Genomic DNA, 24,470 nt, shown 5'->3' on the forward strand with positions numbered 1-24,470 from the left:
CAGCGCGGCCGGTTCAGCGCGCGGCTCAGCGCGCCCGGTTCAGTGCGGCCGGTTCAGCGGCCCCGCTCAGCGCGGCCAGCCCGTCGCGGCGAAGAACCGCTCGGCGAACTCAGGCGTGAGCGTGTTGAGGAACGCCCTGCTCAGGTGGTTCTCGTCCTTGTAGACCACGACGTTCCCGATCACCGAGGGGCACGTGCCGTCCGGGCAGAGCACGTCGCTGAAGTCCAGGAACGAGGTGCGCGGCAGGCGGGCGCAGCGGAGCCGCGGGGTCGGCCTCCGCGTAGGCCTCGCCGCGGGGGATCGTGCACACCGACGGGTCGTCGAGGTGCGCCGCGACGCACTCGGCGCCGAACACCGTCCGGTCCAGGGCGCGCGGGTTGTCCCGGATCGCGACGACGGGTATCCCCGCCCGGTCGAGCTGGCCCACGAGGTCCGCCCAGCCGGAGTCGAGGTACTCGCCGGGCCGCCCCGCGTGCGCGGCGCGCGTGCTCGTGGTGACGACGACGTCCGGCGGGTCCGCGATCGCCTCCTGGACGCGCTCCTGCTGCCAGTCGGCGCAGTCGGCGGGCACGAACGGGTCCGGGTCGGCGCCGCGCGTGAGCGGGCACCGGCCGCGGGTCGCGGTCTCGACCCGCCAGCCGTGCTGGGCGGCGAGGTTGAGCAGCGGCGTGGCCCACGTGTACGGATGCGAGCTGCCGAGGACGAGGACAGTGCGGGCGGGGTCCGTCACGCCGTTGCTGCAGAAGCGCGTGTCCAGCTCCGGGTCCCCGGTGCACTCGGCGAACTCCGGCCACTGCGGCTCGAGGTCGCCGAGAGCCGGCGCGAACCGCTCCACCTCCGGGGTGGGCTGGCCGAAGACGCTCTCCGCGCCGGGGAATTCGGGGCCCGCGGCGTCGGCGCGCTCGGCGGCATCGCGCACGACGGCGGTCTTCCACACCAGGGCGGGCACGGCCACGAGGGCGAGGCTCACCGCGATCGCGGCGGCGGGCCGGACGAGCCCCTTCTCGAGCGCCGGCAGGGTGCGCAGCGGCTTCTCGACACAGCGGGTGGTCACGGCGGCCAGGACGAGCGAGACGGCGACGACCGCGAGGCCGCCCAGCCACCCGGCGTCGTCCGCGCCCGCCCACGCGAGCCCGAGCACGAGGACGGGCCAGTGCCACAGGTACAGCGCGTAGGAGATGTCCCCGAGCCGCACGAGCGGCCGCGCCGAGAGGAACCGGTCCGCCCCCGCGCGGCTGCCGGTGGCGCCGGCCACGATCACGGCGGCGGCCGAGAGCGTGGGCCACAGCGCGACGTACCCGGGGAAGGCCTGGTCCACCTGGAGCACGATCCCGCACGCGAGCATCGCCGCGACGCCGGCCCAGCCCAGCAGCACCCGGAACCAGCGCGGGAGCGCGAACGCCGGCAGGACGAGCGCGAGGAGGGAGCCGAGGGCGAACTCCCAGAGCCGCGCCCGGGTGTCGAAGTACGCGTACGCCTGGTCGGCGCCCGTCTCCCACACCGAGAACGCGAAGGACGCCGCGAACACCCCCGCGAAGAGCAGCAGGAGCATCCCCCGGTAGTCCAGGCCGAAGCGGCGGGACGCCCACGCCACAGCCACCAAGGCAAGCGGCCACAGGATGAACACCTGCCCCTGGATGGACAGGGACCAGAAGTGCTGGAAGGGGCTCGCAGTACTGCTCTGCTGCGCGTAGTAGTCCACGGACTCGGACGCGAGGAGCCAGTTCTGCGCGTACGCCGCGGAGGCGAGGGCGTGGTCCGCGAGCTGCTTCCAGCGCGTCTCGGGGAGGATCACCGCCCCCGCCGCCAGGATGGCGAAGACCACCACGACCACCGCGGGCAGGAGCCGCTTGAACAGGTGCAGCCAGTGCCTGACGAGTCCGATGGCGTGCTCCGCCGGCGTCTGGCGCGAGTCCCGCCCGTACCGCCCCACGAACTGGCCCGTGATGAGGAAGGCGGAGACGAAGAGGAACACGTCCACCCCGCCCGAGACCCGCCCGAGCCACACGTGGTACGCCACGACCATGAGAACGGCGAGCGCGCGGAGCCCCTGGATCTCGGTGCGGTACCCCCGGCCCGGGAGGCGGGAGGGCTGGGCTGCGGTCGTCGCGTGACCCGCCACCGCAGCCATACCGCACCCTCCAGCCTGAGAAATCGGAGCCTCCATGCTAGCGGTGCGGGCGTGGAGGACTCGAATCAGGGGTGCGCCGTGGTGGGCCGGCTCGGCTGGGGCTGGAGGACGCACGACGGCGGCAGGCCCCCTTCCGCGTGGAAGGGGGCCCGCCGCTGGGGTGCTCGCGTGCGAGCTGGGGGCCAGGGCTAGTGGCTGTGGCCCGCGTGGTCGTCCGCGTCCTCGGCCGGCTTGTCCGCCACGAGGGTCTCGGTGGTGAGGACGAGGGCCGCGATCGAGGCCGCGTTGCGCAGCGCCGAACGGGTCACCTTGACCGGGTCGATGACACCGGCCGCGATGAGGTCCTCGTACTCGCCGGACTTGGCGTTGAAGCCGTGGTTGACCTCGGCCTCCTCCACCCGGGCGGCGACGACGTAGCCGTCGAACCCCGCGTTCTGGGCGATCCAGCGCAGCGGCTGGACGAGGGCGCGGCGCACGATCCCGACGCCGGCCACCGCATCGCCCGTGAGGGCCTTGACCGCCTCGTCCTCGTCGAGGACGCGGACCGCGTGGGCCAGGGCGGAGCCGCCGCCGGCCACGATGCCCTCCTCGAGGGCCGCGCGGGTCGAGGACACGGCGTCCTCGATGCGGTGCTTCTTCTCCTTGAGCTCGACCTCGGTCGCGGCGCCGACCTTGATGACGCCGATCCCGCCGGCGAGCTTCGCGAGGCGCTCCTGGAGCTTCTCGCGGTCCCAGTCGGAGTCCGTGCGGGCGAGCTCGGCGCGCAGCTGCGCGACGCGGCCGGCGACGTCCTCGTGCGACCCGGCGCCGTCCACGATCGTGGTCGTGTCCTTGGTCACCGTGATGCGGCGGGCCGTGCCGAGCTGCTCGAGCCCGACCTGGTCCAGGCTCAGGCCGACCTCCGGGGAGACGACCTGCGCGCCCGTGAGGGTCGCGATGTCCTGGAGCATGGCCTTGCGGCGGTCGCCGAAGCCCGGGGCCTTGACGGCCACGACATTGAGCGTGCCGCGGATCTTGTTGACGATCAGCGTGGACAGGGCCTCGCCGTCGATGTCCTCCGCGATGATGAACAGCGGCTTCGAGGCGGACAGGGCCTTCTCGAGCACCGGCAGGAACTCCTGCAGCGAGGAGATCTTGCCCTGGTTGATGAGGATGAGCGCGTCCTCGAGGACGGCCTCCTGGCGCTCCGCGTCCGTCACGAAGTACGGCGAGAGGTAGCCCTTGTCGAACTGCATGCCCTCGGTGAGGACCAGCTCGGTCTGGGTCGTGGAGGACTCCTCGATCGTGATGACGCCGTCCTGGCCCACCTTCTCGAAGGCCTCGGCGAGCAGGTCGCCGATCTCCTCGGACTGGGCCGAGATGGCCGCGACGTTCGCGACCTGGCGGCCCGAGACCTCCTGCGCGTTCTCCGCGAGGCGGGCGACGACGGCCTCGACGGCCGCCTCGATGCCGCGCTTGATCTCGCCCGGGGCTGCGCCCGCGGCAACGTTGCGCAGGCCCTCCTTGACGAGTGCCTGGGCGAGGACGGTCGCGGTCGTCGTGCCGTCGCCGGCGACGTCGTTGGTCTTGGTCGCGACCTCCTTGGCGAGCTGGGCGCCGAGGTTCTCGTACGGGTCCTCGAGCTCCACCTCGCGGGCGATCGTGACGCCGTCGTTCGTGATGGTGGGCGCGCCCCACTTCTTGTCCAGGACGACGTTGCGGCCGCGCGGGCCGAGCGTCACCTTGACGGTGTTGGCGAGCTTGTCGACGCCGGCCTCGAGGGCCTTCCGGGCGTCATCGTTGAATGCGAGCTGCTTGGCCATTCGCTTCTCCTTCTCAAATGCGGGACACCCCGGCCGCGCTCAGGCGGCCGGGGTGTCACACACAGCGCTACTTGACGACGATCGCGAGGACGTCGCGGGCGGAGAGCACGAGGTACTCGGCGCCGCCGGTCTTGACCTCGGTGCCGCCGTACTTCGAGTAGAGGACAACGTCGCCCACGGCGACGTCCACCGGGACGCGGTTGCCGTTGTCGTCAACGCGGCCGGGGCCGACAGCGACGACCTCGCCCTCCTGCGGCTTCTCCTTGGCGGTGTCCGGGATGACGAGGCCGGAGGCCGTGGTCTGCTCGGCTTCGAGCGGCTTGACGACGATGCGATCCTCGAGAGGCTTGATGGAGACCGACACGGATCTCTCCTTTTCATGAACGGGTTCACGGATAGGGAGCCGGGCAAGCAACCGTCGTCGCGGGTGCCGGGAGCGTGCCTGACATGGTTAGCACTCGACCATGCCGAGTGCCATTGCCGACTCTAGTGAGGCACTTGGCACTCGGTCAAGGCGAGTGCCAACCGGCGGCGTACTCGCGGCGGGCGCCGCGCGTGCCGGCCCTAGCTCCCGGCGAGCTCGTCGAAGCTCAGGCCGCCCTCGTCGTCGTCCGCAACCCGCCCGCGCGTGAGATACAGCGCCACGACCGAGCCGACCACCGCGAGCCCGCCGAGGACCAGACCCACGATCGCGGCGGCCTTCGCGCCCGCGTACTGGTCGCGGAGGGCGGCCGCCTCCTCGGTGGGATCCGAGATGTCCTTGCCCCCCATCGAGTACACGCCCGCCGTGAACGCGTCCAGGCCCAGCACCACCGCGAGCAGCACGGCCGAGATCGACGCGAGCACGATCCCCACGATGAGGGCCGGCCGGACGGAGCGGAGCAGCCCGGCGTCACCGGACAGGGCGCCCGACCGTGGCCGGCGGCCCCCGGAAGCCAGGCTCTCGGACGCGTTCTTCTCGGACGGGCGGCGGCGGGACGGCATGGGCTCCATGCCGTCAACCCTATCCAATCCGCACGTGCCCAGGGGCCGCCGGATCCCGCCTGTGACGGCGCCGGTAGGCTGGAGCGCATGGCCCACGAGAACAACGCCCCGGAGCAGCTCGCGCAGCTGTTGACCCCCGAGGGCTGGGCCCTCCTCAACGCGGTGGGACCGTACCGGGAAGAGGACGCGCTCGCGCTCAGCACGCGGCTTCGCAAGGAGGGCCACTCCCCCGAGCTCGTCTCCGCCGTCCTCAGCCAGGCGAGGCTCCGGGCCAGGGCGCAGGCGAAGTTCGGCGAGTTCGCATCCCACATGCTGTTCACGCGCGCGGGTCTCGAGCAGGCCACCCGGCTCTCGGTCGCCGCGCGGCACGCGGGCCGGTTCAAGGACGCCGGCGTGCGGCGCGTGGCAGACCTCGGGTGCGGCCTCGGCGCGGACGCGCTCGCGCTCGCGTCCCTCGACCTGGAGGTCACCGCCGTCGAGCTCGACGAGACGACCGCCGCGTGCGCGACCGTGAACCTCATGCCGTTCCCCTCCGCCCGCGTGGTGCACGCCAACGCGGAGTCCGTTCCGCTGGACGAGGTCGACGGCGTGTGGCTGGACCCCGCCCGCCGCACCACCTCCACGTCGGGCACCGAGCGGATCTGGGACCCGGAGGCGTTCTCGCCGCCCCTCTCCTTCGTGGAGGCGCTCGCCGCCCGCGGGCTGCCCGTGGGGGTCAAGCTCGGGCCCGGCATCCCGCACGAGTCGATTCCGGCCGGGTGCGAGGCGCAGTGGGTGTCCGTCGACGGGGATGTGGCGGAGGTCTCGCTGTACTTCAACTCGCTGCGCCGGCCGAGCGTGCGGCGCGCGGCGCTCCTGCTGGACGGGGGCTCGGGCGGTGCCGGCGGGCCAGCCGGAGGTTCAGGCGGGGCCGGCGGCGGGGGCTCGGCGGAGCTCGTGGCCGAGACGGACTTCGGGGACGGCGCCGAGCCGCGCATCGGCCCGCTCGCGGGGTACCTCTACGAGCCCGACGGCGCCGTGATCCGGGCGGGGCTCGTCGCCGAGCTCGCGGAGCGGCTCGGCGGGCACCTCGTGGACCCGCACATCGCCTACATCTGCGCCGACGAGCACGTGCCCACCGCGTTCGCGCGGGCCTACCGGGTGCTCGAGGTGCGGCCGTACAGCGTCAAGGCGCTGCGCGCGTGGGTGCGGGAGCAGGGCATCGGGGTGCTCGACATCAAGAAGCGGGGAACGTCGGTGACGCCCGAGGAGCTCCGCAGGCTCCTGCTCGCGGGCCAGAAGAAGGGCGCTGCCGGGCACGCGACCCTCGTCCTGACGCGCATCGGGGACGACCGCGTGGCCGCGGTCGTCGAGCCCGTCTGACCCCGCACCAAACCCCGTTGCGGGGTCACCTCCCCGCGACCCCATTGCGGGGTCACATCCCCAACCCGTTGTGGGGTCCCGTCCCGACCCATACGGGGTCCCGTCCCGACCCAGGGGGCGGCGGGACCTCACAACGGGCGGGACGGGACCCCACAACAGGCGGGACGCGACCCCACAACGGGCGGGACGCGACCCCACAACAGGCGGGACGCGACCCCACAACAGGAGGTCACTGGGCCCGCATGAACTCCTCCGCCTCTCGGACCTGCTCCGGGGTGGGCGTGATGCCGGTGTAGAGCACGAACTGCTCGAGGGCCTGGATGGTCATGACCTCGGCGCCCGTGATGACGGTCTTCCCCGCGCCCCGGCCCGCGCGGATGAGGGGGGTCTCGGCGGGGACGGCAACGACATCGAACACGAGCCGCGCGGCGTCGACCGCCTCCTGGGGGAAGGACAGCGCGTCCGCCTCAGGACCGCCGGCCATGCCGATCGGAGTGACGTTCACGAGCACGTCCGCACCGCGCTCGCCCGCAGCCGCCAGCGCGGCCTCGACCGAGGGCTCCCAGCGGAACCCGTACAGGTCCGCGAGCGCCCGGCCAGTCTCCTCGTTGCGGGCGATGACCGTCACGTCGGCGAACCCGGCGTCCCGGAACGCGGCGGCGGTGGCCTTCGCCATGCCGCCGGAGCCGCGCAGCAGTACGGACCAGGACGGGTCGATGCGGCCCTGCTGCCGCGCACCCTCGATGAGCTGCGCGATCGCCGTGTAGTCCGTGTTGTACGCCGTGAGGACGCCCGAATCGTTGACGATCGTGTTCACCGAGTCGATCGCCGCTGCCGAGGCGTCCATGCGGTCCACGAGGGCGATCACGTCCTCCTTGTAGGGCATCGACACCGCGCAGCCTCGGATCCCGAGGCCGCGCACACCGGCGATCGCGTTCGCGAGGTCCGTGGGTGCGAAGGCCTTGTAGATCCAGTTGAGCCCGAGGGCCTCGTAGAGGAAGTTGTGGAAGCGCGTCCCGTTGTTGCTCGGCCGGGCCGAGAGGGAGATGCACAGCGTCATGTCTTTGTTGAGGATCGGCACGGCACAAGGCTAGTGCCGTGCCGATCCCCGTGCACTGCGTGAAGCCGGGCGGGACGTCGCCCGCCGGGCCGCTATCCCTGCCGCGCCTTGAACCGTGGGTTCTTCCTGTTGATCACGAACGTCTTCCCGCGCCGGCGCACGACCTGCGCCCCCGGGATCTCCTTGAGCGCTCTCAGCGAGTTGCGGACCTTCATGGTGTTCCTTTCGTTGGGGCCTGTCGGGAGGGGCCGTGGGTCACGTGTGGGCGAAGTCGAACGGGTCGGCCAGGGCGTCCGGCCCGGCCGCGGCCTCCTGCGCGGTGAGCTGGCAGCCATCCAGGAGGTCGCGGAACGCGCTCGGGCCGAGGTCCTCGGCGTCCGCCGTCACGGCCAGCTCGGTGCAGCGCCGCGGCGCGCCCGGGACCTCCGGCAGCGCCGGCCACGGCCCGGTGGACTCGAACCACACCCGCGGCCCCACGCCGCTGAGCGCTATCCGCCGACCGGGCGCGGAGGCCACCCACAGGCGTCCGCGCAGCCAATGGCTCCCCGCGGCGAGCTCCGGCAGCGCGTCCCGGAACCGCCCCGGGTGCAGCGGGCGCTCGAGCCGGTGGTGCAGCGTCGCGAACCGCTCGGACACCCGCGCGGCCGGCACGCGCACCTCGCCGCGCCGCGAGCGTGCCGCAGCCTCGGGCCCGTCGAAGCACCCGGGGCGGTACGGGTCCCCGGGGCGGACGACGGCGGCATGCGGCGCGAGCTCGGCCAGCAGCTCGGTGCCACGCACCCGGGCGGGGTGCGCGTCGTCGTCGTGCGCGAGGAGCGTCGCCCCGAGCCCCGGTGCGGCGAAGGCGGTGTCCGCGGCGGCGAGCTCGGCGATGACGAACTCGCCGGGGGTGCGGTCGTCCTCGGGATGGGCGGAAATCTGCGCCTCGTAGAGGGTGCTGCGGTCCCAGATCGCCTCCTCGAGCGCGGCGGGGTCCACCGCGAAGGCCGCAGTGTCGATGCACAGTGGGGCGTGGATCCCCCGGCCGCGCGCGTCGAGGCCGAACGCCTCCCCGAGGGCGGCGAGCACCATCCCGGTGCCCACGCCCGCCGGCAGCGCCGCGACGAGGTGCGCTGTGCCGGACTCGAGGTGGCGCTCGATGGTGGGGACCACGTCGAGGCGGACCGTGCACGCGAGGCACCCGTGCTCGAGGGTGGTGCTCGAGCGCTCGGCGGCCCGGCCGGCGCCGTGGGTGGTGCGGAGGACGACGCCGCCGTCGAGGAGGTCGTGCTGGACGACGACCGAGCCGGGGTGCGCGGAGGCGAGCCGGGACGCCGCGGCCTCGCGCGAGTGCGGGTCGAGGGAGCTCAGGAGGGAGACATGCATGCCGCCATTCTAATGCGAATGGTTCTCATCCGCGATTCGGGGTGCCCGCCGGGACCGTACACTGGGGGGACTCGATTGGACCCGCCGGCGGCCACGCCGGCCCTGACCCGGGGGTGGACACTGAAGATCGACTTCGCCGAGTCCCAGCAGTCCACGATCGGGCTCGAATGGGAGCTCGCGCTCGTGGACCAGCACGGCGGCGAGCTCGTCTCGATGGCCCCCCAGGTGCTCGAGAGGCTGCAGGCCGAGCACCCCGAGCTGTTCGGCGAACTCCCCCGCATCCACCAGGAGCTCCTCCTCAACACCGTGGAGATCGTCTCCGGGGTGCACCGCACGGTGGGCGGCGCCGCCGCGGACCTCGCCGAGTCCCTCGCCGCGGTGCGCAGCGTGACCGACCGGCTCGGGATCGAGCTGTTCTCCGCCGGGAGCCACCCCTTCTGCCAGCCCCGGCTCCAGCCCGTGACGGACAAGGAACGGTACGCAAAGCTCATCGACCGCACGCAGTGGTGGGGCCGGCAGATGGTCATCTACGGCGTGCACGTGCACATCGGGCTGGACCGGCGGGACAAGGCCATGCCCGTCCTCGACGCCCTCGTGAACTACTTCCCCCACTTCCAGGCGCTCTCCGCCTCGAGCCCCTTCTGGGGCGGCGAGGACACCGGCTACGCATCGCAGCGCGCCCTCATGTTCCAGCAGCTGCCCACGGCAGGGCTCCCCTTCCAGTTCCCCTCCTGGGCCGAGTTCGAGGGGTACGTGCAGGACATGCTCACGACCGGGGTGATCGACGCGATCAACGAGATCCGGTGGGACATCCGGCCGGTCCCCCGGCTCGGGACCATCGAGATGAGGGTGTGCGACGGCCTCTCGACCCTTGAGGAGATCACTGCGGTCGCCGCGCTCACGCAGTGCCTCGTCGAGGAGGCCTCGCGGGCCCTCGACGCCGGCCAGTCCATCCCGACCATGCCGCCATGGCACGTGCAGGAGAACAAGTGGCGGGCAGCGCGGTACGGGCTGGACGCCATCATCATCCTCGACGCCGCGGGCAACGAGCAGCTCGTCACCGAGCACCTCGCCAGCACCCTTGAGCGGCTCGCGCCGATCGCGCGGGACCTGGGCTGCGAGCGGGAGCTGCTCAGGGTCGAGGAGATCATCCGCCGCGGGGCCGGGTACCAGCGGCAGCGCCGGGTCGCGGAGGCCCATGGCGGGGACCTGAGGGCCGTAGTGCTCGAGGAGGCCCGGCTCATGCGCGAGGGATACGGCGAGTGAGCCGCGGCGCGGGACGCGAGGACGGGCCCCGGGACGCCGAGCACCGGCGCCGAGCCGGCTCCGGGGACTCGGCCGGTCACGGGGAGTCGGCCGGTCGCGGGACCCCGGCCGGTCGCGGGCCCACCGGCGCGCGGCAGCACGGGCGTCGGCGGCGCTCCCCGGCGCGGATCGTCCTCCTCCTGGCGCTCGCCGCGATTGTCCTCGCGGTGACCTCCCATCCGACGGCGGCCCTCTGGGTGGCCATCGCGGCGGGGGTGTACGCGGGGGCCGAGTGGCTCATCTCGCGGCGCTAGCACCGGGGACCGGTCCCCAAGTGCACAACTCAGGCCGTCAGAGGCAGTGATCTGGGCAGTACCAGCCGTGAGTTGTGCACTTCGGCCCGGCTCTCCACCTCGGAGACGACCTCCCCGATCCACTCTCGCTCATACATGACGTGCTCCCAGCTGAAACGGAGCACCGTGCAGCCGGCGCGGACCAACTCGTTGTATCGCGTGCAGTCGCGGTGCAGTGCCTCCCGGCCGCCATGCCACTCGAAGCTGTCGGCCTCAGCCACCAGCCGGAGCTTCTTCGCAAGGTCCACACGGTAGTCCCGACGAGCAGTCCGAATCGTCGCCTGGGGTTCCATATGCACCCCCGCTTCCAGGCATGCTGCCCGCAGCCCCGATTCGAAGGCGTTGGCCGCGCGCGGGTCCATATGCCTCAGCACCCGGCGAAGGGCCGCCTTGTTGCGGCCCACCCACTGGCCCGCCCCGGCTTCCAGCTCCTCACGGTTCGCCAGCCCCTGGCGCAGCGCTGAATCAGCGATCGCAAGTCCTTCGGCGAACGGAAGCATGGCTGCGCAGTCCAGCACGGTCCGCACAGGAGACGTGGCACGGACAGCCCCGACGCCCACAAGATCAGCCGGCGGAAGGAGCCTCGTGGCAATGGCTGTTCCGGGAATACGCCGCACACGGCGCCCACGGGGAACCGCAAGCTCGACTGCGGGCGGCTGGTGCAGGATTCCGAGACCATGGGCCAGGGCAGCAGAGCGGCCGAACAGTGCCGCCCGCGCCTCCAGGGAGAGCCTTTCTGCATCCCCCAGGGCCCCGAGCGAGTAGATTCCCCGCGCCGAGCGCACCACGGCCCCTGCACCCACCGCGCGGGAGAGCTGGCGCTTGGTGAAGTAGGTGCGCAGCTGGGCGGCACTGGCGCTTCCGCCCAGCCCGGTCATGTAGGCGATGAGGTGGTCCACACCGCCCATCCTGCCGCGGCGGGCAGTCCTCGTGGGCCGTTCCACGAGAGCTGTGGACAACCTTCCTCGTCCAGCGAAGGGAGTGCAGTCCCCAACTGCACAACTCACAGCCGCCGGAGGGTCCCAGAGGCCCCTTCAGGCTCCGAGTTGTGCACTTCGGGACGCCGAAAGATCCGCCCGCGCGCCTACACCGTCACCGCGGTCACGGGAAGCGAGGACTCGGGCGCGAAGTCCAGATCGCTGGGCTCGCCGCCGTCCATGATGACCCGCGCCGCCAACGCAGCAACCATCGCCCCGTTGTCGGTGCACAGGGAGAACTCCGGCACGGCCAGGGAGATCCCCGCAGACCCGCAGCGCGCGCGGGTGAGCTCCCGCAGCCGCGAGTTGGCCGCGACCCCGCCGCCCAGGAGAAGGTTCCGGATCCCCTGCTCCCGGCACGCGAGCACCGCCTTGGACGTGATGACATCCACCACGGCCTCCTGGAACGACGCCGCGATGTCCGCCACGGGCACCTCCTGCCCGGCGGCCTCGAACTGCTCCACGCACCGCGCCACGGCAGTCTTGAGCCCCGAGAAGGACCAGTCGTAGCGGTGCGGCCCCGGCTCCTCCGCCGTCCCCATGTACTTGGGCTGCGTGAGGCCGCGGGGGAACCGCACGGCGCGCGGGTTCCCCTCGCGCGCAATCCTGTCGATCGCCGGCCCGCCGGGATACCCGAGCCCGAGCAGCCGCGCCACCTTGTCGTACGCCTCGCCCGCGGCGTCGTCGATCGTGGACCCCAGCAGCTCCACGTCCCCGGCGATGTTCCGCACCCGCAGCACCTCGGTGTGCCCGCCCGAGACGAGCAGCGCCCCGAGGTCGGCCGGCAGCGCGCCGCCGTACACGCCGTCGTCCATGAGCCCCGCACCCACGTGCGCCACGAGGTGGTTGACGGCGAACAGCGGCTTCCCGGTGGCCACGGCTAGGGCCTTCGCCCCGCACACGCCCACCATGAGCGCCCCGGCGAGCCCCGGCCCGGACGTGACGGCGAGGGCGTCCACGTCCTCGAGCGCCACCCCCGCGGTCTCGAGCGCCTCGTGCAGGGTCGGCACGAGCGCGTCGAGGTGCGCCCGGGAGGCGATCTCAGGGATCACCCCGCCGAACCGCACGTGCTCGTCCATCGACGAGGAGACGGTGTTGGCCAGCAGCCGCGTGCCCCGCACGATCCCCACGCCGGTCTCGTCGCACGAGGACTCGATTCCGAGGACCAGCGGCTCCGTGCGGTTCATTCGGCATCCTCCTGTGCCCCGGTCCCGGCGAGCGGGAGCTGCATGATGAGCGCGTCCACGCCGTCGCGGTAGTACCCCCGCCGCACATGGATCTGCACGAACCCGAAGCGCCCGTAGAGCTCCTGCGCGCGGGGGTTGTCCGCGCGCACCTCGAGCAGCACGTCCGCCGCGCCGCGCCGGCGCGCCTCCTCGATCAGCTCGGCGAGCACCACCGACCCGATCCCGCGCCCCTCGCGGTCCGGCACGACCGCGATGGTCTGCACGTCCGCGATCGGCGGCACGCACATGAGGCCGGCGTAGGCGACGATCCGCGTCCCCTCCTCGGCGCGCTCCTCGGCCACGATGTAGCGCCGCGTCTCCGGCTGCGCGAGCTCCTCGCGGAACATGTGCTCCGGCCACGCGTCCACGGGGAACAGCAGCCGCTCGAGGGCGTGCACTTCGGGCACGTCCGCCTCGGCCATGTCCCGCAGCACGACGCCGGGCGGCAGCTCCCGCCGGGGCGCGCTCACAGCGCCTTCTTCCGCGGGCCGGGCACCTGGGCGTCCGACTCCCTGAGGTAGCGCGGCGCGGTGCCGTCCAGCTCGGTGCCCGCCGCGAGCCGTGCGGCCGCGACCAGTCCGAGCGAGGCCGCCGTGGGCTGCGCCTGCGCGAACTCCTCGACCGGGCGCGCCCCGGCCGCGTCGAGCTGCTCCGGGTACAGCGAGGCGCCCGCACCGTACACGGGCAGCGCGGGCAGCTCGCCCGGCGCGCCCACGTGGGGACCGTCCGCGAGGGTGCCGTCGGCGCCGTACCTCGCCCAGTAGAGCTCCTTGCGGCGGGCGTCGGTCGCGACGAGGAAGCCGTCCGCGTGGCCTGCCGCCGCGGTGGCGGACGACGCCGCAGGGCCGGCGGGCGCCGTCGTCGTGCCTCCTGCCGGGGTGCCCTCCCGGCCGGCCGAGGCGAGGACGTCCCAGGCGAGGGCGTCCAGGCTCATGACGCCGCTGAGCGGGGCCTGCCAGGCGAAGGCGAGCGCGCGGGCGGTCGCGATGCCCGAGCGGAGGCCCGTGAACGGGCCGGGGCCGGTGCCCACCACGATGCGGGCGATGTCCTGGCCCGTCACCCCCTGTTCCGCGAGGAGGGCGCGGATGCCGGGGGCGAGGACCTCTGCGTGGGAGCGGGTGTCCTCCGTGGCGAAGGAGGCCAGCACGGCGGCGTCCGCTGCCGGCGACTCGGCGGTCCCGTGGCAGCGGATGAGGGCTGCGGAGGCGATCGCCGAGGTGTCGATGGCGAGGATGATCACGGGGCCTCCTTCTCGGCGTCGGGGTCTGTGCCGGCCGGGCGCGGGGCCCCCACCTCGGCGGTCAGGCCCCCCACCTCGGCGGTCAGGCCCCCCATCTCGGCGGTCAAGTCCCCCATCTCGGCGGTCAAGTCCCCCATCTCGGCGCGGTCCACCGCGGGCCAGGGGATGTGCGGGTGCTCGGCCCAGCGGGGGCCGAAGGCGCGGACCACGAAGAGGCGGGGCTCGTCGTCGTCCTCGGCGTCGAAGTCCAGGACCGGGCCGGCCATGTCCCCGAACGCCGCCTCGGGGGCCCCGGCGCGGCGCAGCTCGATGTCCAGCCAGCTCTCGGCCAGGTGCTCCACGCGGCCGCGGCCCCACTCCACCACGGTCACGGCGGAGTCGGCCCAGTTCTCGAGGTCCAGGTCGTCCACCTCGCCCGCGCCGGAGAGCCGGTACGCGTCCACGTGCACGAGGTCCGGGCCGCCCGGCCGCGGGCCGTCCGGCAGGTTCGGGTGGATCCGCACGAGCACGAACGTGGGCGAGATGATCCCTGCCCGCACGCCGAGGCCCTCGCCGAGGCCCTGGGTGAAGGTCGTCTTCCCGGCGCCGAGCTCGCCCGTGAGCACGAGGAGGTCCCCCGCCCGGAGCACCTCGGCGAGGGCAGCGCCGAGCGCCTGGGTCTGCTCCGCCGTCGTCGGAGCGAAGGCGGCCTCCCACACCGGGGCGCCGGCCCCACCGCCACGGCCGGCAGGGCCGGCAGCGCCGGCAGGGCCGGCAGGGCCGCCAGAACGCGCGCTCACGCGTCCTCCCCCACGTAGAAGCGCGGGACGCGGGGGCTGATCCGGGTCACGATCTCGTAGCTGATGGTCTGCGCGGCGCGGGCCCAGTCCTCGGCGGTCGGGCCGCCCTCCTCGCCGGAGCCGAAGAGCACGGCCTCGGCGCCCGCGAACGCGTCCGGGTCCGCGTCCGGACCGAGGTCCACCACGATCTGGTCCATGGCCACGCGCCCGGCCACGCGGTACGTCTCCCCCGCAATCCGGACCGGGCCCCGGTCCGAGACCCGCGGCACGCCGTCCGCGTACCCGAGCGGGACGAGCCCCAGCGTGGACTCCCCCGGAGTCTTGTACAGGAGCCCATAGCTCACGCCGTGCTCGGCCGGGACACGCTTGGCCTGGGAGAGGGTGGCGCGCAGGGTCATGGCCGGGCGCAGGCCGAGGTCGGCGGCGCTCTGGCCCGCGAACGGCGAGAGCCCGTACACGGAGATGCCGGTCCGGACCAGGTCGAAGTGCGCGTCGGGGCGGGAGAACACGGCCGGGGAGTTGGCGATGTGCCGCACCTCGAGGTCGCAGCCGGCGTCCTCGGCGAGCGCCACGGCGTCGCGGAAGGCGGCGAGCTGCTCGTCGGTCTCGGGGCGCTGCGGCTCGTCCGCGACGGCGAGGTGGCTGAACACGCCCACCACGCGCAGGAGGCCCTCGTCCTGGTACTCGACGGCCTCGCCCACGAGCGAGTCCCAGCGGTCCGCCGTGGCGCCGTTGCGGCCCAGGCCGGTGTCGATCTTGAGGTGCACCCGGGCGGGCCGCTCCTGCTCGCGGGCAGCGGCCACGATCCGCTCGAGCTCCCAGCCCGAGCAGCCCAGGTCGATCCCCGCGGCCACGGCGGCCGAGAAGTTCGAGTCCGGCGTGTGCAGCCACGCGAGGATCGGCGCTTCGATCCCGGCCGCGCGCAGCGCGAGCCCCTCGCTGATGTGCGCCACGCCGAGCCACGAGGCCCCCGCCGCGAGCGCCGCCCGCGCCACCGGGACGGCCCCGTGCCCATACCCGTCCGCCTTCACCACGGCCATGACGCGCGCCGGCGCGGCGACCTTCGCGAGGACGCCCACGTTGTGGCGGATCGCGGCGAGGTCCACGATCGCGGCACGCTCGGGCAGGCGCACAGGCTCGCTGGTGGGGTGGATCTGGGGGGCTGGGGAAGTCACCCCAGAAGTCTACTCGCGGCGCCCGCTGGCCCCGCGGGGACACCGGCGGGCTCAGAACACCCCGTTGCCGTGCGGGAGCTCCTCGGGAATGGGCTGGACCACGTCCCAGTGCTCCACGAGCCTGCCGTCCTTGAGCCGCCAGAGGTCCCAGAACGCCACGGGCCCCCCGAGCTCGCCCTCGGACACCGCCAGCACGAAGTTCCCCTGTCCCACGATCCGGTGGACCTTCCGGTACACGAGCTCCCTCCCGGCGGCCGCCATGGCGGCCATGGCACGTCGCAGGCCCTCGATCCCGTCCTGGACCTCCGGATTGTGCTGGTCGTACTGCTCGGGGGAGATGTAGTCCGCCAGCGCCCGATGGTCCCCGCCCACCAGGACCCTCTCGAGGAACTCCCTCACCCGCTCCTTGTTCTCCTCGGTGCGCCCGAGGTCCTCGGGGTCCGTCGGCCCGTCCGTCTGCGTCCGGCCGCTCGCCGTGCTCTCGACCACGGGGGTCAGCGCGTCCCAGTGCTCGGCGTTCTTCCCGTCGACGACCCGCATGAGGTCGAAGGCGACCAGCGGGACGGGCCCGAAGCCCTCGTAGATCCCGTGCAGGGCCACGAAGTCGCCGTCCTCGAGAGCCCTGACAGGGGTGTAGGAGAAGCCCTCGGGCATCTGCCGCAGAGCCTGTTTGAGTCCCTCGCGGCCGTCCGGCGCGAGGGTCGAGTGCTGGATGTACTCCTCCGCCCAGTATTCGTCGACGGCGTCGAGGTCCCGCTCGATGAAGGCCGCCTGGAAGCCGGCGCGGAGGTGCTCGAGTTTGCTCATCCGGCCATGGTCCGCCCGGCCGCGAGGGTTCACAAGACTCCGTGCACTACCGGCGGGTGCGTAGCCTTGACTGCGTGCAGCACCTTGACCGAGTGGCGATGATCTCCCTCCACACGTCCCCGCTCGAACAGCCCGGGGCCGGGGACGCCGGCGGCATGAACGTCTACATCTCCCACCTCGCGCGGGCCCTCGGCGCCGCGGGCCTCGCGGTGGACATCTACACGCGCGCCACCGCCCCCGACCAGCCGGACACCGTGGAGCTCGCCCCGGGCGTCCTCGTCCACCACGTCGAGGCCGGCCCACGCCGCCGGCTCGCGAAGGAGCAGATGCCCCCGCTCGCGGCCGAGTTCGCCGCCGCCATGCTGGCCCGCATCCGCGGCGAGGCGGCGGCGGGCGGCGACCTGCCCGGCGTCGTGCACTCCCACTACTGGGTCTCGGGGATGGCGGGGGCCGAGGTCGCGCGGGAGCTGGGGGTGCCGCTCGTGCACACCATGCACACCATGGCGCGGGTCAAGAACCACCACCTCCCCGAGGGCGACACCCCCGAGCCGACCAACCGCGAGCGCGGCGAGCAGGCCCTCACCCTGACGGCGGCGCGGCTCACGGCCAACACGCCGGCGGAGCGGGACGAGCTCGTGCGGCACTACGGGGCGGACGAGGACCGGATCGAGATCGTCTCCCCCGGCGTGGACCTGGCGGTGTTCCGGCCCGCGTTCCGGGGGCGGTCACGGGCTGCGCGCGGGATCGGGCCGGAGGAGTTCCATGTGCTGTTCGCGGGGCGGATCCAGCGGCTCAAGGGCCCGCACGTGCTCGTGGCCGCCGCCGGGGAGCTGATGCGCCGCCGCCCCGACATCCCCCTGCGGGTCACCCTCGTGGGCGCGCCGAGCGGGTCCGCAGGGCTGGACCTGGACGTGCTCGTGGAGCAGGAGGGGCTCGACGCCGTGGTGCACCGCCTGCCCCCCGTCCCCGCCGAGGGGCTCGCCGAGTGGTACCGCGCGGCCGACGCCGTGGCGATGCCGAGTGCCTCGGAGTCCTTCGGGCTCGTGGCGCTCGAGGCGCAGGCGTGCGGGACGCCGGTGGTTGCCGCGCGGGTGGGCGGCCTCACGCGTGCCGTGTGCGACGGGCGGACGGGGTTCCTCGTGGACAGCCTCGAGCCCGCGGACTGGGCGGCCGTGCTCGAGCAGCTCCACGACGACCCCGAGACGCGGCACGACCTGGGCCGCGCCGCGTCCATCTACGCCGAGCGGTTCGGATGGGAGCAGACGGCCGAGGCCACGCGCGCCGCGTACCGGGCGGCCCTGCGGGAGCACCAGAGAGCGCTGCGGGAACACCACCCGCTTCCGCTGGCCCCGGCCGCGCGGGGGTAGGGTGGCGGCATGACCGCCACGGCATCGTCGCCCAGCGCCAACGCGTCGGGCTTTCCTGTCCTGTCAGACCTCGAGATCGCGCGCGCAGCGACCCTGCGGCCCATCGACGAGATCGCCGCCTCCGCCGGGATCCCGGCCGACGCCCTCGAGCTGTACGGGCGCTACAAGGCGAAGATCGACGTGGGCCGCCTCCCGGCCCCCGGCCCGCTCGGCCAGGTGGTGCTGGTCTCCGCGATCTCCCCGACCCCTGCCGGCGAGGGCAAGTCCACCCTGACGGTGGGCCTCGCCGACTCCCTCGCCCGCGCGGGGAAGCGCACCATGATCGCCCTGCGGGAGCCCAGCCTCGGGCCCATCCTCGGCATGAAGGGCGGAGCCACCGGCGGCGGCCACTCGCAGGTGCTGCCCATGGAGGACATCAACCTCCACTTCACCGGCGACTTCCACGCCATCACGGCCGCCAACAACGCCCTCTGCGCGCTCGTGGACAACCACATCTTCCAGGGCAATGCCCTCGGGATCGACCCGCGCCGGGTCGCCGTCCGGCGGGTCATGGACATGAACGACCGCTCGCTGCGGGACATCGTCACCGGGCTCGGCGGGCCAGGGCAGGGCGTGCCGCGCGAGACCGGGTTCGACATCACGGTGGCCTCCGAGGTCATGGCCGTGTTCTGCCTCGCGTCCTCGGTGGCGGACCTCAGGGAGCGCCTGGGCCGCATCACCGTGGGCTACACCTACGCCCGTCAGCCCGTCACCGCGGCAGACCTCGGCGCCGCCGGCGTCATGGCCATGCTGCTCAAGGACGCCTTCAAGCCCAACCTCGTCCAGACCATCGCCGGCACCCCGGCGCTCGTGCACGGCGGCCCGTTCGCGAACATCGCGCACGGCTGCAACTCCGCCCTGGCGACCATGACCGCGCGCCGGCTCGCCGACGTCGTCGTGACCGAGGCCGGATTCGGGGCGGACCTCGGCGCGGAGAAGTTCATCGACATCAAGGCGAGGTACGCGGACGTGGCGCCGGCCGCCGTCGTGCTCGTGGCCACCGTGCGCGCGCTCAAGATGCACGGCGGCGTGCCGAAGGACCAGCTCACGGCGCCGGACACGGCGGCGGTGGAGCGCGGGTTCGAGAACCTGGTCCGGCACGTGGAGAACGTGCGCAAGTTCGGGCTCGAGCCGGTCGTGGCGCTCAACCGCTTCGGCACCGACACGGCCGAGGAGCTCGAGACAGTGCTGCGCCTGTCCCGGTCGGCCGGCGTCCGGGCCGCCATCGCGGACGTGTGGGGCCGCGGCGGCGGGAGCGACGGCGGCGACGAGCTCGCGCGCGAGGTGCTCGCCGCGCTCGAGTCCCCCGGGACGTGCCGGCCGCTGTACCCGCTCGAACTGGGAGTGGAGGAGAAGATCGCCACGCTCGTGCGGGAGGTGTACCGCGGGGCCGCGGTCGAGTACTCCGAGCAGGCGCGGCGCACCCTCGCCCAGATCCGCGAGAACGGGTGGAACGGGCTGCCCGTGTGCATGGCGAAGACGCAGTACTCGTTCTCGGACAACCCGGCCCTGCTCGGGGCGCCGGAGGGCTTCACCGTGCACGTGCGCGAGCTGTGGCCGCGGACCGGGGCCGGGTTCATCGTGGCCGTGACCGGGCAGATCATGACCATGCCCGGCCTGCCCAAGGAGCCGGCGGCGATGCGCATGGACCTCGACGACCAGGGGCGGGTCACCGGGCTCTTCTAGCCCAGGGCGTCCCGAACTGCACAGCGTCCCGAACTGCACAGCACAGCGTCCCGAACTGCACAACGTCCCGAACTGCACAACTCGGGCCGAGAAGGGCCCCTCCAAGGGCCCGGACGGACCTGAGTTGTGCGGTTGGGGACGCTCTCAGGCCAGGAACGGCACAACTCGCGGCCCCCGCGCCCCGGAACGGGGCAGAAGGGCCGCGAGTTGTGCCGATCCTGACGGGCCGGCCTACCGCTCGAGCTCGCCCCGGATGTATGCCTCGACGGCCTCGCGCGCGGCGTCGTCGTTCATCTGCTGCGGCGGGGACTTCATGAAGTAGGCGCTCGGGGAGGTCAGCGGCCCGCCGATCCCCCTGTCCAGGCCGATCTTCGCGGCGCGGACCGCGTCGATGATCACGCCTGCAGAGTTGGGCGAGTCCCACACCTCGAGCTTGTACTCGAGGGAAACGGGCGCGTCGCCGAAGTTGCGGCCCTCGAGGCGCACGAACGCCCACTTGCGGTCGTCGAGCCACTGCACGTAGTCGGACGGGCCGATGTGCACGTCCCGCTCGGCGAGCTCGGCCTCGACGTTGGACGTCACGGCCTGCGTCTTGGAGATCTTCTTCGACTCGAGGCGGTCCCGCTCGAGCATGTTCTTGAAGTCCATGTTGCCGCCCACGTTGAGCTGGTACGTGCGGTCAACGGTCACGCCGCGGTCCTCGAACAGCTTCGCGAGCACGCGGTGCGTGATGGTGGCGCCGATCTGGCTCTTGATGTCGTCGCCCACGATCGGCACCCCCGCGGCGCGGAACTTCTCGGCCCACTCGGGCGTCCCGGCGATGAACACGGGCAGGGCGTTCACGAACGCAACCCCGGCGTCGATCGCGGCCTGCGCGTAGAACAGCGCGGCGTCCTGCGAGCCGACGGGGAGGTAGCAGACCAGGACGTCGGCCTGTGCCTCGCGGAGCGCGGCGACGACGTCTACGGGCTCCGCCGTGGACTCCTCGATGGTCTCGCGGTAGTACTTGCCGAGGCCGTCCAAGGTGTGGCCGCGCTGCACCGTGACGCCGGTCGGGGGCACGTCGGCGATCTTGATGGTGTTGTTCTCGCTCGAGAGGATGGCATCCGCGAGGTCCACGCCGACCTTCTTGCCGTCCACGTCGAACGCGGCGACGAACTCGAGGTCGCCCACGTGGTAGTCGCCGAACTGGACGTGCATGAGGCCCGGGACCGAATCGGCCGGGTCGGCGTCCTTGTAGTAGTGCACGCCCTGCACGAGGGAGGCGGCGCAGTTGCCCACGCCCACGATGGCGACTCGGATCTTCTTCTCTGACACGTCACTCCTCGGGTCTCGGTCTCCGCTCGCGGAGAGCAGATCCATCCTATCGGCGCGGGCTCTCCCTGCGCGGCCCCGCCCTGCCTAGACTGGCGCAATGGGACGCAAGAAGAAGTGGAGTGAACTCAACGGACGCCAGCGCTTCGGCATGATCCTCGGGGTCGCCTCGCAGCTGGCCCTGCAGGGCGCGGCGCTGCGGGACCTCGCGAAGCGCCCGGCCGAGCAGGTCAAGGGCCCCAAGGCGGCGTGGGCGCTCGCCTCGCTCGTCAACGGCGCCGGCCCGATCGCGTACTTCCTGTTCGGCCGCCGGCATGACGTCGCGCGGACGCCGGGCTCGGGCCAGACCGCGTCCTCGGCAGGGCTCAAGACGGCGCTCGGCGTCAACATCGGCAAGCGCATCTCCTGATGCACGACGGCGCCGCCCGCCTCGCGCGGGCGGCGCCGCCTCACGTCCGGCTCGCCTCGCGCAGGGTCGGCAGCGGGCTGCAGGCAGCGGCCGGCCAGCCCGTCGGGTCAGCGTGTCCGGTCAGTCCCCGGCAGCGGCCCGGACGAGGAGGGCCTTGTCGTCCACCCGGAACGTCATCGTGCTGCCCTCGCCGAGGTGGTCGCCGTCGAGCTGCACGTCGTGGGGCCGGACCGCCGCGATCCGCACCATGCGGCCCGTGAAGTGCCCGAGGTCCGGGGGCGAGTGCCGGCGGACCCTGCTCAGCAGGGCGGTGGCCACGCGGAGCCAGCCGACCACCCCCTTCGGCGCCACAGCGAGCACGTCCAGGATGCCGTCGTCGATCTTCGCGCCCGGGAACACCTCCACGTCGCCTTGGATCTTGCCGCAGTTGCCCACCATGACCCCGCGCTGGCGCCGCTCGATGGCAGGCTTGCCGTCCACGTCCACGCGCATCCGCCAGGACTCCCCCACCACGGTCTTCGCAGCGGAGGCGATGTAGGCGAACCAGCCGGCCTTGGCCTTGAGGTCGTCGTCGGTGTTGGCCATGATTGTCGCGTCCAGGCCCATGCCGGCCATGACCACGAAGGCCTTCTCCTCGCCGCCGTCGATCCGCGCCCACGCCACGTCGATGCGCCGCTCCGCCGCCCCGAACACGATGTCCAGGGCCGCGGCGGTGTCGTCGATGGGCAGGCCCAGGTTGCGCGCCAGGAGGTTGCCGGTCCCGAGGGGCACGACGCCGAGCGGCACCTCGGTGCCCGTGAGCTCGCCGGCGGCGGCCCGCACCGTGCCGTCGCCCCCGGCCACCACCACGAGGTCGACACCGCGCTCGAGGGCCTCATGGGCCATCCCGCCGCCTGGGTCCTCGACCGTGGTCCTCAGGACGATCGGCTCGGCGCCGACCTCGGCGCAGCGGCCGCGGAAGGCCTCCGCGATCTCTTCGGCCCGCGCCTTGGACGGATTCACGACGAGCGCACAGCTCTTCACCTGCGTTTCCCCTCTCGCCGGGAGTCGTTGCCCGCAACGTTACCCAATCGTGGCGTTATAAAAATGCGGTGACACTCTTCGCGTCCCCGTGGCGGGGCAGTAGCCCCAGTGCTAGGAAAGTGTCAGCTTGGCCTTGCGAGCAAGCGACAACTGAACATGATCGAACCACAAGGAGTAGACATGGGCTTTCTCGGTTTCCTCATCCTCGGTCTCATCGCCGGCGCGATCGCCAAGGCGATCCTGCCTGGCAAGCAGGGCGGCGGCTGGCTCGTCACGCTTCTGATCGGCGTGGTGGGCGCCCTGCTCGGCGGCTGGATCGGCGGGCTCATCTTCGGCGGGAACACGCTGGGCAACTTCTTCGAGATCCGCACCTGGATCACGGCGATCGTCGGCTCGCTGATCGTGCTGCTCATCTGGGGCGCTGTCACCAGGCGCCGCGCGTAGCACCCGGATCCCAGCGCGCCACCACAGCGCGCAGGACAGCGGTCGCGAGAGGGCCACAGGCGCCGCTGGAGGGCCCGTCCGGCAGTTGCCGGGCGGGCCCTCCCCGTTGCGGGGTCCCTGCCACCCCCACACGGGGTCCCTGCCACCCCCACACGGGGTCCCTGCCACCCCCACACGGGGTCCCTGCCGCCCCCACACGGGGTCCCTGCCACCCCCACACGGGGTCCCTGCGTCCCCCACATGAACTGCTCCCGGGAAGTTGGACCGTGAAATTCCGTTCCGTCTTCTGGGGAGCAGTGCATGCGTGTGGAGAGTTCGTTGTCCGTGGGGCAGCGGTCGGCGGCTGTAGCTTTGTTCGAGCAGGGTCTCGCTGATCGTGCCGCGGCGACGCGGCTGGGGGTGTCCCGGTGGCCGGTGCAGCGGCTGTATCGGCGTTGGGTGATCCGTGGCAGAGGAGCGCTGGTGGCCAAGACGACGAAGCGGTCGTACTCGTTCGAGCTGAAGCTGGCGGTGGTGAAGGGCTACCTCGCGGGCGCGGGCTCTGCTGCGGCCTTGGCCAGGGAGCATGGCCTGTCCTCCGGGAAGCTGGTCGAGGCGTGGGCACGCGCGTTCCGGGACGGCGGTGAGGACGCGCTGCGGCCCCGGCCCAGGGGCCGTCCGGCCCGGGCCGGCGGCGCCGCCGCGGGCGAGCTGACCGAGCTGGAGCGGCTGCGGGCGGAGAACGAGCGGCTGCAGGCTGAGAACGCCTACCTGAAAAAATTGCGGGCCTTGAGGGCGCACGGACGGCAGTGAAGGCCCACGCTGTCGCCTCCCTCAAGGCCGAGCACCGCCTGCCGGTGCTGCTCGAGGTGGCCGGGCTTGCCCGGTCGACGTTCTTCTACCATCAGGCCAGGCTCGACCGGGCGGACCCCCGGGCCGGCCTCAAGGACGCGGTCCGGGCGGCGTTCGAGGCCGCGCGCGGACGCTACGGGCACCGCAGGGTGCACCGGGAGCTCGTCAAGGCCGGCTGGCAGGTGGCCAAGAAGACGGTGCTGGAGCTCATGCGCCAGCTCGGCCTGGCCTGCCACGTCCGCCGGAAACGCCGCTACGCCTCCTACCGGGGCGAGGCCGGCCCGGTCGCAGAGAACATCATGGACCGCCAGTTCAGCGCCGAGTCCCCGAACCAGAAGTGGGTCACCGACGTGACCGAGTTCCGGGTCGGCAACGACAAGCTCTACCTGTCCCCGGTCATGGACCTGTTCAACCGCGAGATCATCGCCTACTCCACCGGCCGATCACCGAACCTGCAGCTGGCCACCTCGTCACTGCGCCAGGCACTCACCGCCCTAGGGCCCGGGGAACATCCGGTCGTGCACTCCGACCAGGGGTTCCAGTACCAGCACCGCACCTGGCGGAAGCTGCTCGCCGACGCCGGCGCCACACAGTCGATGTCCCGCAAGGGCAACTGCTTCGACAACGCCGTGATCGAGAACTTCTTCGGCCACCTCAAGGAAGAGTGCTTCCACCACGTCCGCTACCTCAGCATCGAGGCACTCGAGCACGCCCTGCACGACTACATCCGCTGGTACAACAACGAACGCACCTCGCAACGGCTCCAGGGCCTGAGCCCGGTCGAATACCGCGCACAGGCCCTGCCCGCCTAGGATCTCAATAAACCAGTCCAACTATCGGGGACCAGTTCA

Annotated in this window: 24 protein-coding genes and 1 pseudogene; 9 read left to right on the forward strand and 16 right to left on the reverse strand. The window is 72.7% G+C overall.

What is annotated here, in order from left to right; genetic code table 11:
- Positions 1–66 precede the first annotated feature (66 nt).
- The 4 genes and pseudogenes from ABCQ75_RS12780 to ABCQ75_RS12795 form a co-directional block, all read right to left on the reverse strand.
- Positions 67–2,167: pseudogene (locus ABCQ75_RS12780) on the reverse strand (acyltransferase family protein).
- A 152-nt stretch (positions 2,168–2,319) separates the two neighbouring features.
- On the reverse strand, positions 2,320–3,933 hold the full coding sequence (gene groL / locus ABCQ75_RS12785; RefSeq protein WP_345885755.1) for a chaperonin GroEL: 1,614 nt from the start codon (positions 3,931–3,933) through the stop codon (positions 2,320–2,322).
- Positions 3,934–4,000: 67 nt separating this feature from the next.
- Positions 4,001–4,297 (reverse strand): co-chaperone GroES, encoded by a 297-nt coding sequence (gene groES, locus ABCQ75_RS12790; RefSeq protein ID WP_208709675.1) that lies wholly within the window; start codon positions 4,295–4,297, stop codon positions 4,001–4,003.
- A gap of 200 nt (positions 4,298–4,497) precedes the next feature.
- Positions 4,498–4,926, reverse strand: a complete 429-nt coding sequence (locus ABCQ75_RS12795; protein ID WP_345885757.1) for a hypothetical protein — start codon at positions 4,924–4,926, stop codon at positions 4,498–4,500.
- Positions 4,927–5,004: 78 nt separating this feature from the next.
- On the opposite strand from ABCQ75_RS12795, the gene ABCQ75_RS12800 reads away from it, so the two are divergent.
- Positions 5,005–6,279 (forward strand): class I SAM-dependent methyltransferase, encoded by a 1,275-nt coding sequence (locus ABCQ75_RS12800; protein WP_345885759.1) that lies wholly within the window; start codon positions 5,005–5,007, stop codon positions 6,277–6,279.
- A gap of 229 nt (positions 6,280–6,508) precedes the next feature.
- Here ABCQ75_RS12800 and ABCQ75_RS12805 read toward each other — a convergent pair whose 3' ends face one another.
- The 3 genes from ABCQ75_RS12805 to ABCQ75_RS12815 all read right to left on the reverse strand — a co-directional run bounded on the left by ABCQ75_RS12805 (position 6,509) and on the right by ABCQ75_RS12815 (position 8,704).
- The gene (locus ABCQ75_RS12805; protein ID WP_345885760.1) at positions 6,509–7,360 is read right to left on the reverse strand and encodes a shikimate 5-dehydrogenase; all 852 of its coding nucleotides are present in this window, start codon (positions 7,358–7,360) and stop codon (positions 6,509–6,511) included.
- Positions 7,361–7,431: 71 nt separating this feature from the next.
- Positions 7,432–7,554 carry a type B 50S ribosomal protein L36 gene (ykgO, locus tag ABCQ75_RS12810; RefSeq protein WP_345885761.1) on the reverse strand — a complete coding sequence of 41 codons (123 nt, stop codon included), beginning with the start codon at positions 7,552–7,554 and terminating at the stop codon, positions 7,432–7,434.
- Between the two features lie 40 nt (positions 7,555–7,594).
- Positions 7,595–8,704, reverse strand: a complete 1,110-nt coding sequence (locus tag ABCQ75_RS12815) for a GTP-binding protein (RefSeq protein WP_345885763.1) — start codon at positions 8,702–8,704, stop codon at positions 7,595–7,597.
- A 120-nt stretch (positions 8,705–8,824) separates the two neighbouring features.
- On the opposite strand from ABCQ75_RS12815, the gene ABCQ75_RS12820 reads away from it, so the two are divergent.
- The gene (locus ABCQ75_RS12820; protein ID WP_345885790.1) at positions 8,825–9,970 is read left to right on the forward strand and encodes a glutamate--cysteine ligase; all 1,146 of its coding nucleotides are present in this window, start codon (positions 8,825–8,827) and stop codon (positions 9,968–9,970) included.
- Positions 9,967–10,263, forward strand: coding sequence for a hypothetical protein (locus ABCQ75_RS12825; RefSeq protein ID WP_345885765.1), 297 nt, complete (start codon positions 9,967–9,969; stop codon positions 10,261–10,263). Before ABCQ75_RS12820 ends, ABCQ75_RS12825 begins: the two co-directional genes overlap by 4 nt.
- A gap of 29 nt (positions 10,264–10,292) precedes the next feature.
- On the opposite strand, the gene ABCQ75_RS12830 is transcribed toward ABCQ75_RS12825, so the two are convergent.
- The 7 genes from ABCQ75_RS12830 to ABCQ75_RS12860 all read right to left on the reverse strand — a co-directional run bounded on the left by ABCQ75_RS12830 (position 10,293) and on the right by ABCQ75_RS12860 (position 16,506).
- Positions 10,293–11,201: a DUF559 domain-containing protein gene (locus ABCQ75_RS12830; RefSeq protein WP_345885767.1), complete on the reverse strand. Its 909-nt coding sequence runs from the start codon at positions 11,199–11,201 to the stop codon at positions 10,293–10,295.
- 185 nt (positions 11,202–11,386) lie between these two features.
- Positions 11,387–12,466, reverse strand: a complete 1,080-nt coding sequence (gene tsaD / locus ABCQ75_RS12835; protein ID WP_345885769.1) for a tRNA (adenosine(37)-N6)-threonylcarbamoyltransferase complex transferase subunit TsaD — start codon at positions 12,464–12,466, stop codon at positions 11,387–11,389.
- The gene (gene rimI / locus ABCQ75_RS12840; RefSeq protein ID WP_345885791.1) at positions 12,463–12,927 is read right to left on the reverse strand and encodes a ribosomal protein S18-alanine N-acetyltransferase; all 465 of its coding nucleotides are present in this window, start codon (positions 12,925–12,927) and stop codon (positions 12,463–12,465) included. Before rimI ends, tsaD begins: the two co-directional genes overlap by 4 nt.
- A 44-nt stretch (positions 12,928–12,971) precedes the next feature.
- Entirely contained in the window at positions 12,972–13,745 is a 774-nt protein-coding gene (tsaB, locus tag ABCQ75_RS12845; protein ID WP_345885771.1) for a tRNA (adenosine(37)-N6)-threonylcarbamoyltransferase complex dimerization subunit type 1 TsaB, read from the reverse strand.
- Entirely contained in the window at positions 13,742–14,443 is a 702-nt protein-coding gene (tsaE, locus tag ABCQ75_RS12850; RefSeq protein WP_427916100.1) for a tRNA (adenosine(37)-N6)-threonylcarbamoyltransferase complex ATPase subunit type 1 TsaE, read from the reverse strand. The genes tsaB and tsaE overlap by 4 nt, the downstream gene beginning before the upstream one ends.
- Positions 14,444–14,520: 77 nt before the next feature.
- Positions 14,521–15,699, reverse strand: coding sequence for an alanine racemase (gene alr / locus ABCQ75_RS12855; RefSeq protein WP_345885772.1), 1,179 nt, complete (start codon positions 15,697–15,699; stop codon positions 14,521–14,523).
- Positions 15,700–15,750: 51 nt separating this feature from the next.
- A complete protein-coding gene (locus ABCQ75_RS12860) occupies positions 15,751–16,506 on the reverse strand; it encodes a nuclear transport factor 2 family protein (RefSeq protein WP_345885775.1) in 756 nt (251 codons plus the stop codon).
- Positions 16,507–16,580: 74 nt separating this feature from the next.
- Between ABCQ75_RS12860 and mshA the strand changes: the two genes are divergently transcribed.
- Together mshA and ABCQ75_RS12870 are read left to right on the forward strand one after the other, a co-directional pair.
- Entirely contained in the window at positions 16,581–17,873 is a 1,293-nt protein-coding gene (gene mshA, locus ABCQ75_RS12865) for a D-inositol-3-phosphate glycosyltransferase (protein WP_345885777.1), read from the forward strand.
- Between the two features lie 9 nt (positions 17,874–17,882).
- Entirely contained in the window at positions 17,883–19,598 is a 1,716-nt protein-coding gene (locus ABCQ75_RS12870; protein WP_345885778.1) for a formate--tetrahydrofolate ligase, read from the forward strand.
- Positions 19,599–19,829: 231 nt separating this feature from the next.
- Here ABCQ75_RS12870 and ABCQ75_RS12875 read toward each other — a convergent pair whose 3' ends face one another.
- Positions 19,830–20,915: an inositol-3-phosphate synthase gene (locus ABCQ75_RS12875; RefSeq protein ID WP_345885780.1), complete on the reverse strand. Its 1,086-nt coding sequence runs from the start codon at positions 20,913–20,915 to the stop codon at positions 19,830–19,832.
- A gap of 97 nt (positions 20,916–21,012) precedes the next feature.
- On the opposite strand from ABCQ75_RS12875, the gene ABCQ75_RS12880 reads away from it, so the two are divergent.
- On the forward strand, positions 21,013–21,321 hold the full coding sequence (locus ABCQ75_RS12880) for a PLD nuclease N-terminal domain-containing protein (RefSeq protein WP_345885781.1): 309 nt from the start codon (positions 21,013–21,015) through the stop codon (positions 21,319–21,321).
- A gap of 120 nt (positions 21,322–21,441) precedes the next feature.
- Here ABCQ75_RS12880 and ABCQ75_RS12885 read toward each other — a convergent pair whose 3' ends face one another.
- Positions 21,442–22,344 (reverse strand): diacylglycerol/lipid kinase family protein, encoded by a 903-nt coding sequence (locus ABCQ75_RS12885; RefSeq protein WP_345885784.1) that lies wholly within the window; start codon positions 22,342–22,344, stop codon positions 21,442–21,444.
- A gap of 180 nt (positions 22,345–22,524) precedes the next feature.
- Between ABCQ75_RS12885 and ABCQ75_RS12890 the strand changes: the two genes are divergently transcribed.
- The 3 genes from ABCQ75_RS12890 to ABCQ75_RS12900 all read left to right on the forward strand — a co-directional run bounded on the left by ABCQ75_RS12890 (position 22,525) and on the right by ABCQ75_RS12900 (position 24,431).
- The gene (locus ABCQ75_RS12890; RefSeq protein WP_345885786.1) at positions 22,525–22,788 is read left to right on the forward strand and encodes a GlsB/YeaQ/YmgE family stress response membrane protein; all 264 of its coding nucleotides are present in this window, start codon (positions 22,525–22,527) and stop codon (positions 22,786–22,788) included.
- A 462-nt stretch (positions 22,789–23,250) separates the two neighbouring features.
- On the forward strand, positions 23,251–23,580 hold the full coding sequence (locus ABCQ75_RS12895; protein WP_345883781.1) for a helix-turn-helix domain-containing protein: 330 nt from the start codon (positions 23,251–23,253) through the stop codon (positions 23,578–23,580).
- Positions 23,577–24,431 carry an IS3 family transposase gene (locus ABCQ75_RS12900; RefSeq protein ID WP_345883780.1) on the forward strand — a complete coding sequence of 285 codons (855 nt, stop codon included), beginning with the start codon at positions 23,577–23,579 and terminating at the stop codon, positions 24,429–24,431. The genes ABCQ75_RS12895 and ABCQ75_RS12900 overlap by 4 nt, the downstream gene beginning before the upstream one ends.
- Positions 24,432–24,470: the final 39 nt, after the last annotated feature.

This window comes from Sinomonas halotolerans (genome assembly GCF_039615075.1).
GTDB lineage: Bacteria > Actinomycetota > Actinomycetes > Actinomycetales > Micrococcaceae > Sinomonas > Sinomonas halotolerans.

Coding starts and splice junctions, on each gene's coding strand:
- groL (WP_345885755.1), bottom strand. CDS start 3,933: ATGGCCAAGCAGCTCGCATTCAACGATGACGCCCGGAAGGCCCTCGAG.
- ABCQ75_RS12870 (WP_345885778.1), top strand. CDS start 17,883: ATGACCGCCACGGCATCGTCGCCCAGCGCCAACGCGTCGGGCTTTCCT.
- tsaD (WP_345885769.1), bottom strand. CDS start 12,466: ATGAACCGCACGGAGCCGCTGGTCCTCGGAATCGAGTCCTCGTGCGAC.
- ABCQ75_RS12880 (WP_345885781.1), top strand. CDS start 21,013: ATGGGACGCAAGAAGAAGTGGAGTGAACTCAACGGACGCCAGCGCTTC.
- ykgO (WP_345885761.1), bottom strand. CDS start 7,554: ATGAAGGTCCGCAACTCGCTGAGAGCGCTCAAGGAGATCCCGGGGGCG.
- ABCQ75_RS12795 (WP_345885757.1), bottom strand. CDS start 4,926: ATGGAGCCCATGCCGTCCCGCCGCCGCCCGTCCGAGAAGAACGCGTCC.
- ABCQ75_RS12890 (WP_345885786.1), top strand. CDS start 22,525: ATGGGCTTTCTCGGTTTCCTCATCCTCGGTCTCATCGCCGGCGCGATC.
- ABCQ75_RS12815 (WP_345885763.1), bottom strand. CDS start 8,704: ATGCATGTCTCCCTCCTGAGCTCCCTCGACCCGCACTCGCGCGAGGCC.
- ABCQ75_RS12800 (WP_345885759.1), top strand. CDS start 5,005: ATGGCCCACGAGAACAACGCCCCGGAGCAGCTCGCGCAGCTGTTGACC.
- rimI (WP_345885791.1), bottom strand. CDS start 12,927: ATGGCCGAGGCGGACGTGCCCGAAGTGCACGCCCTCGAGCGGCTGCTG.
- ABCQ75_RS12860 (WP_345885775.1), bottom strand. CDS start 16,506: ATGAGCAAACTCGAGCACCTCCGCGCCGGCTTCCAGGCGGCCTTCATC.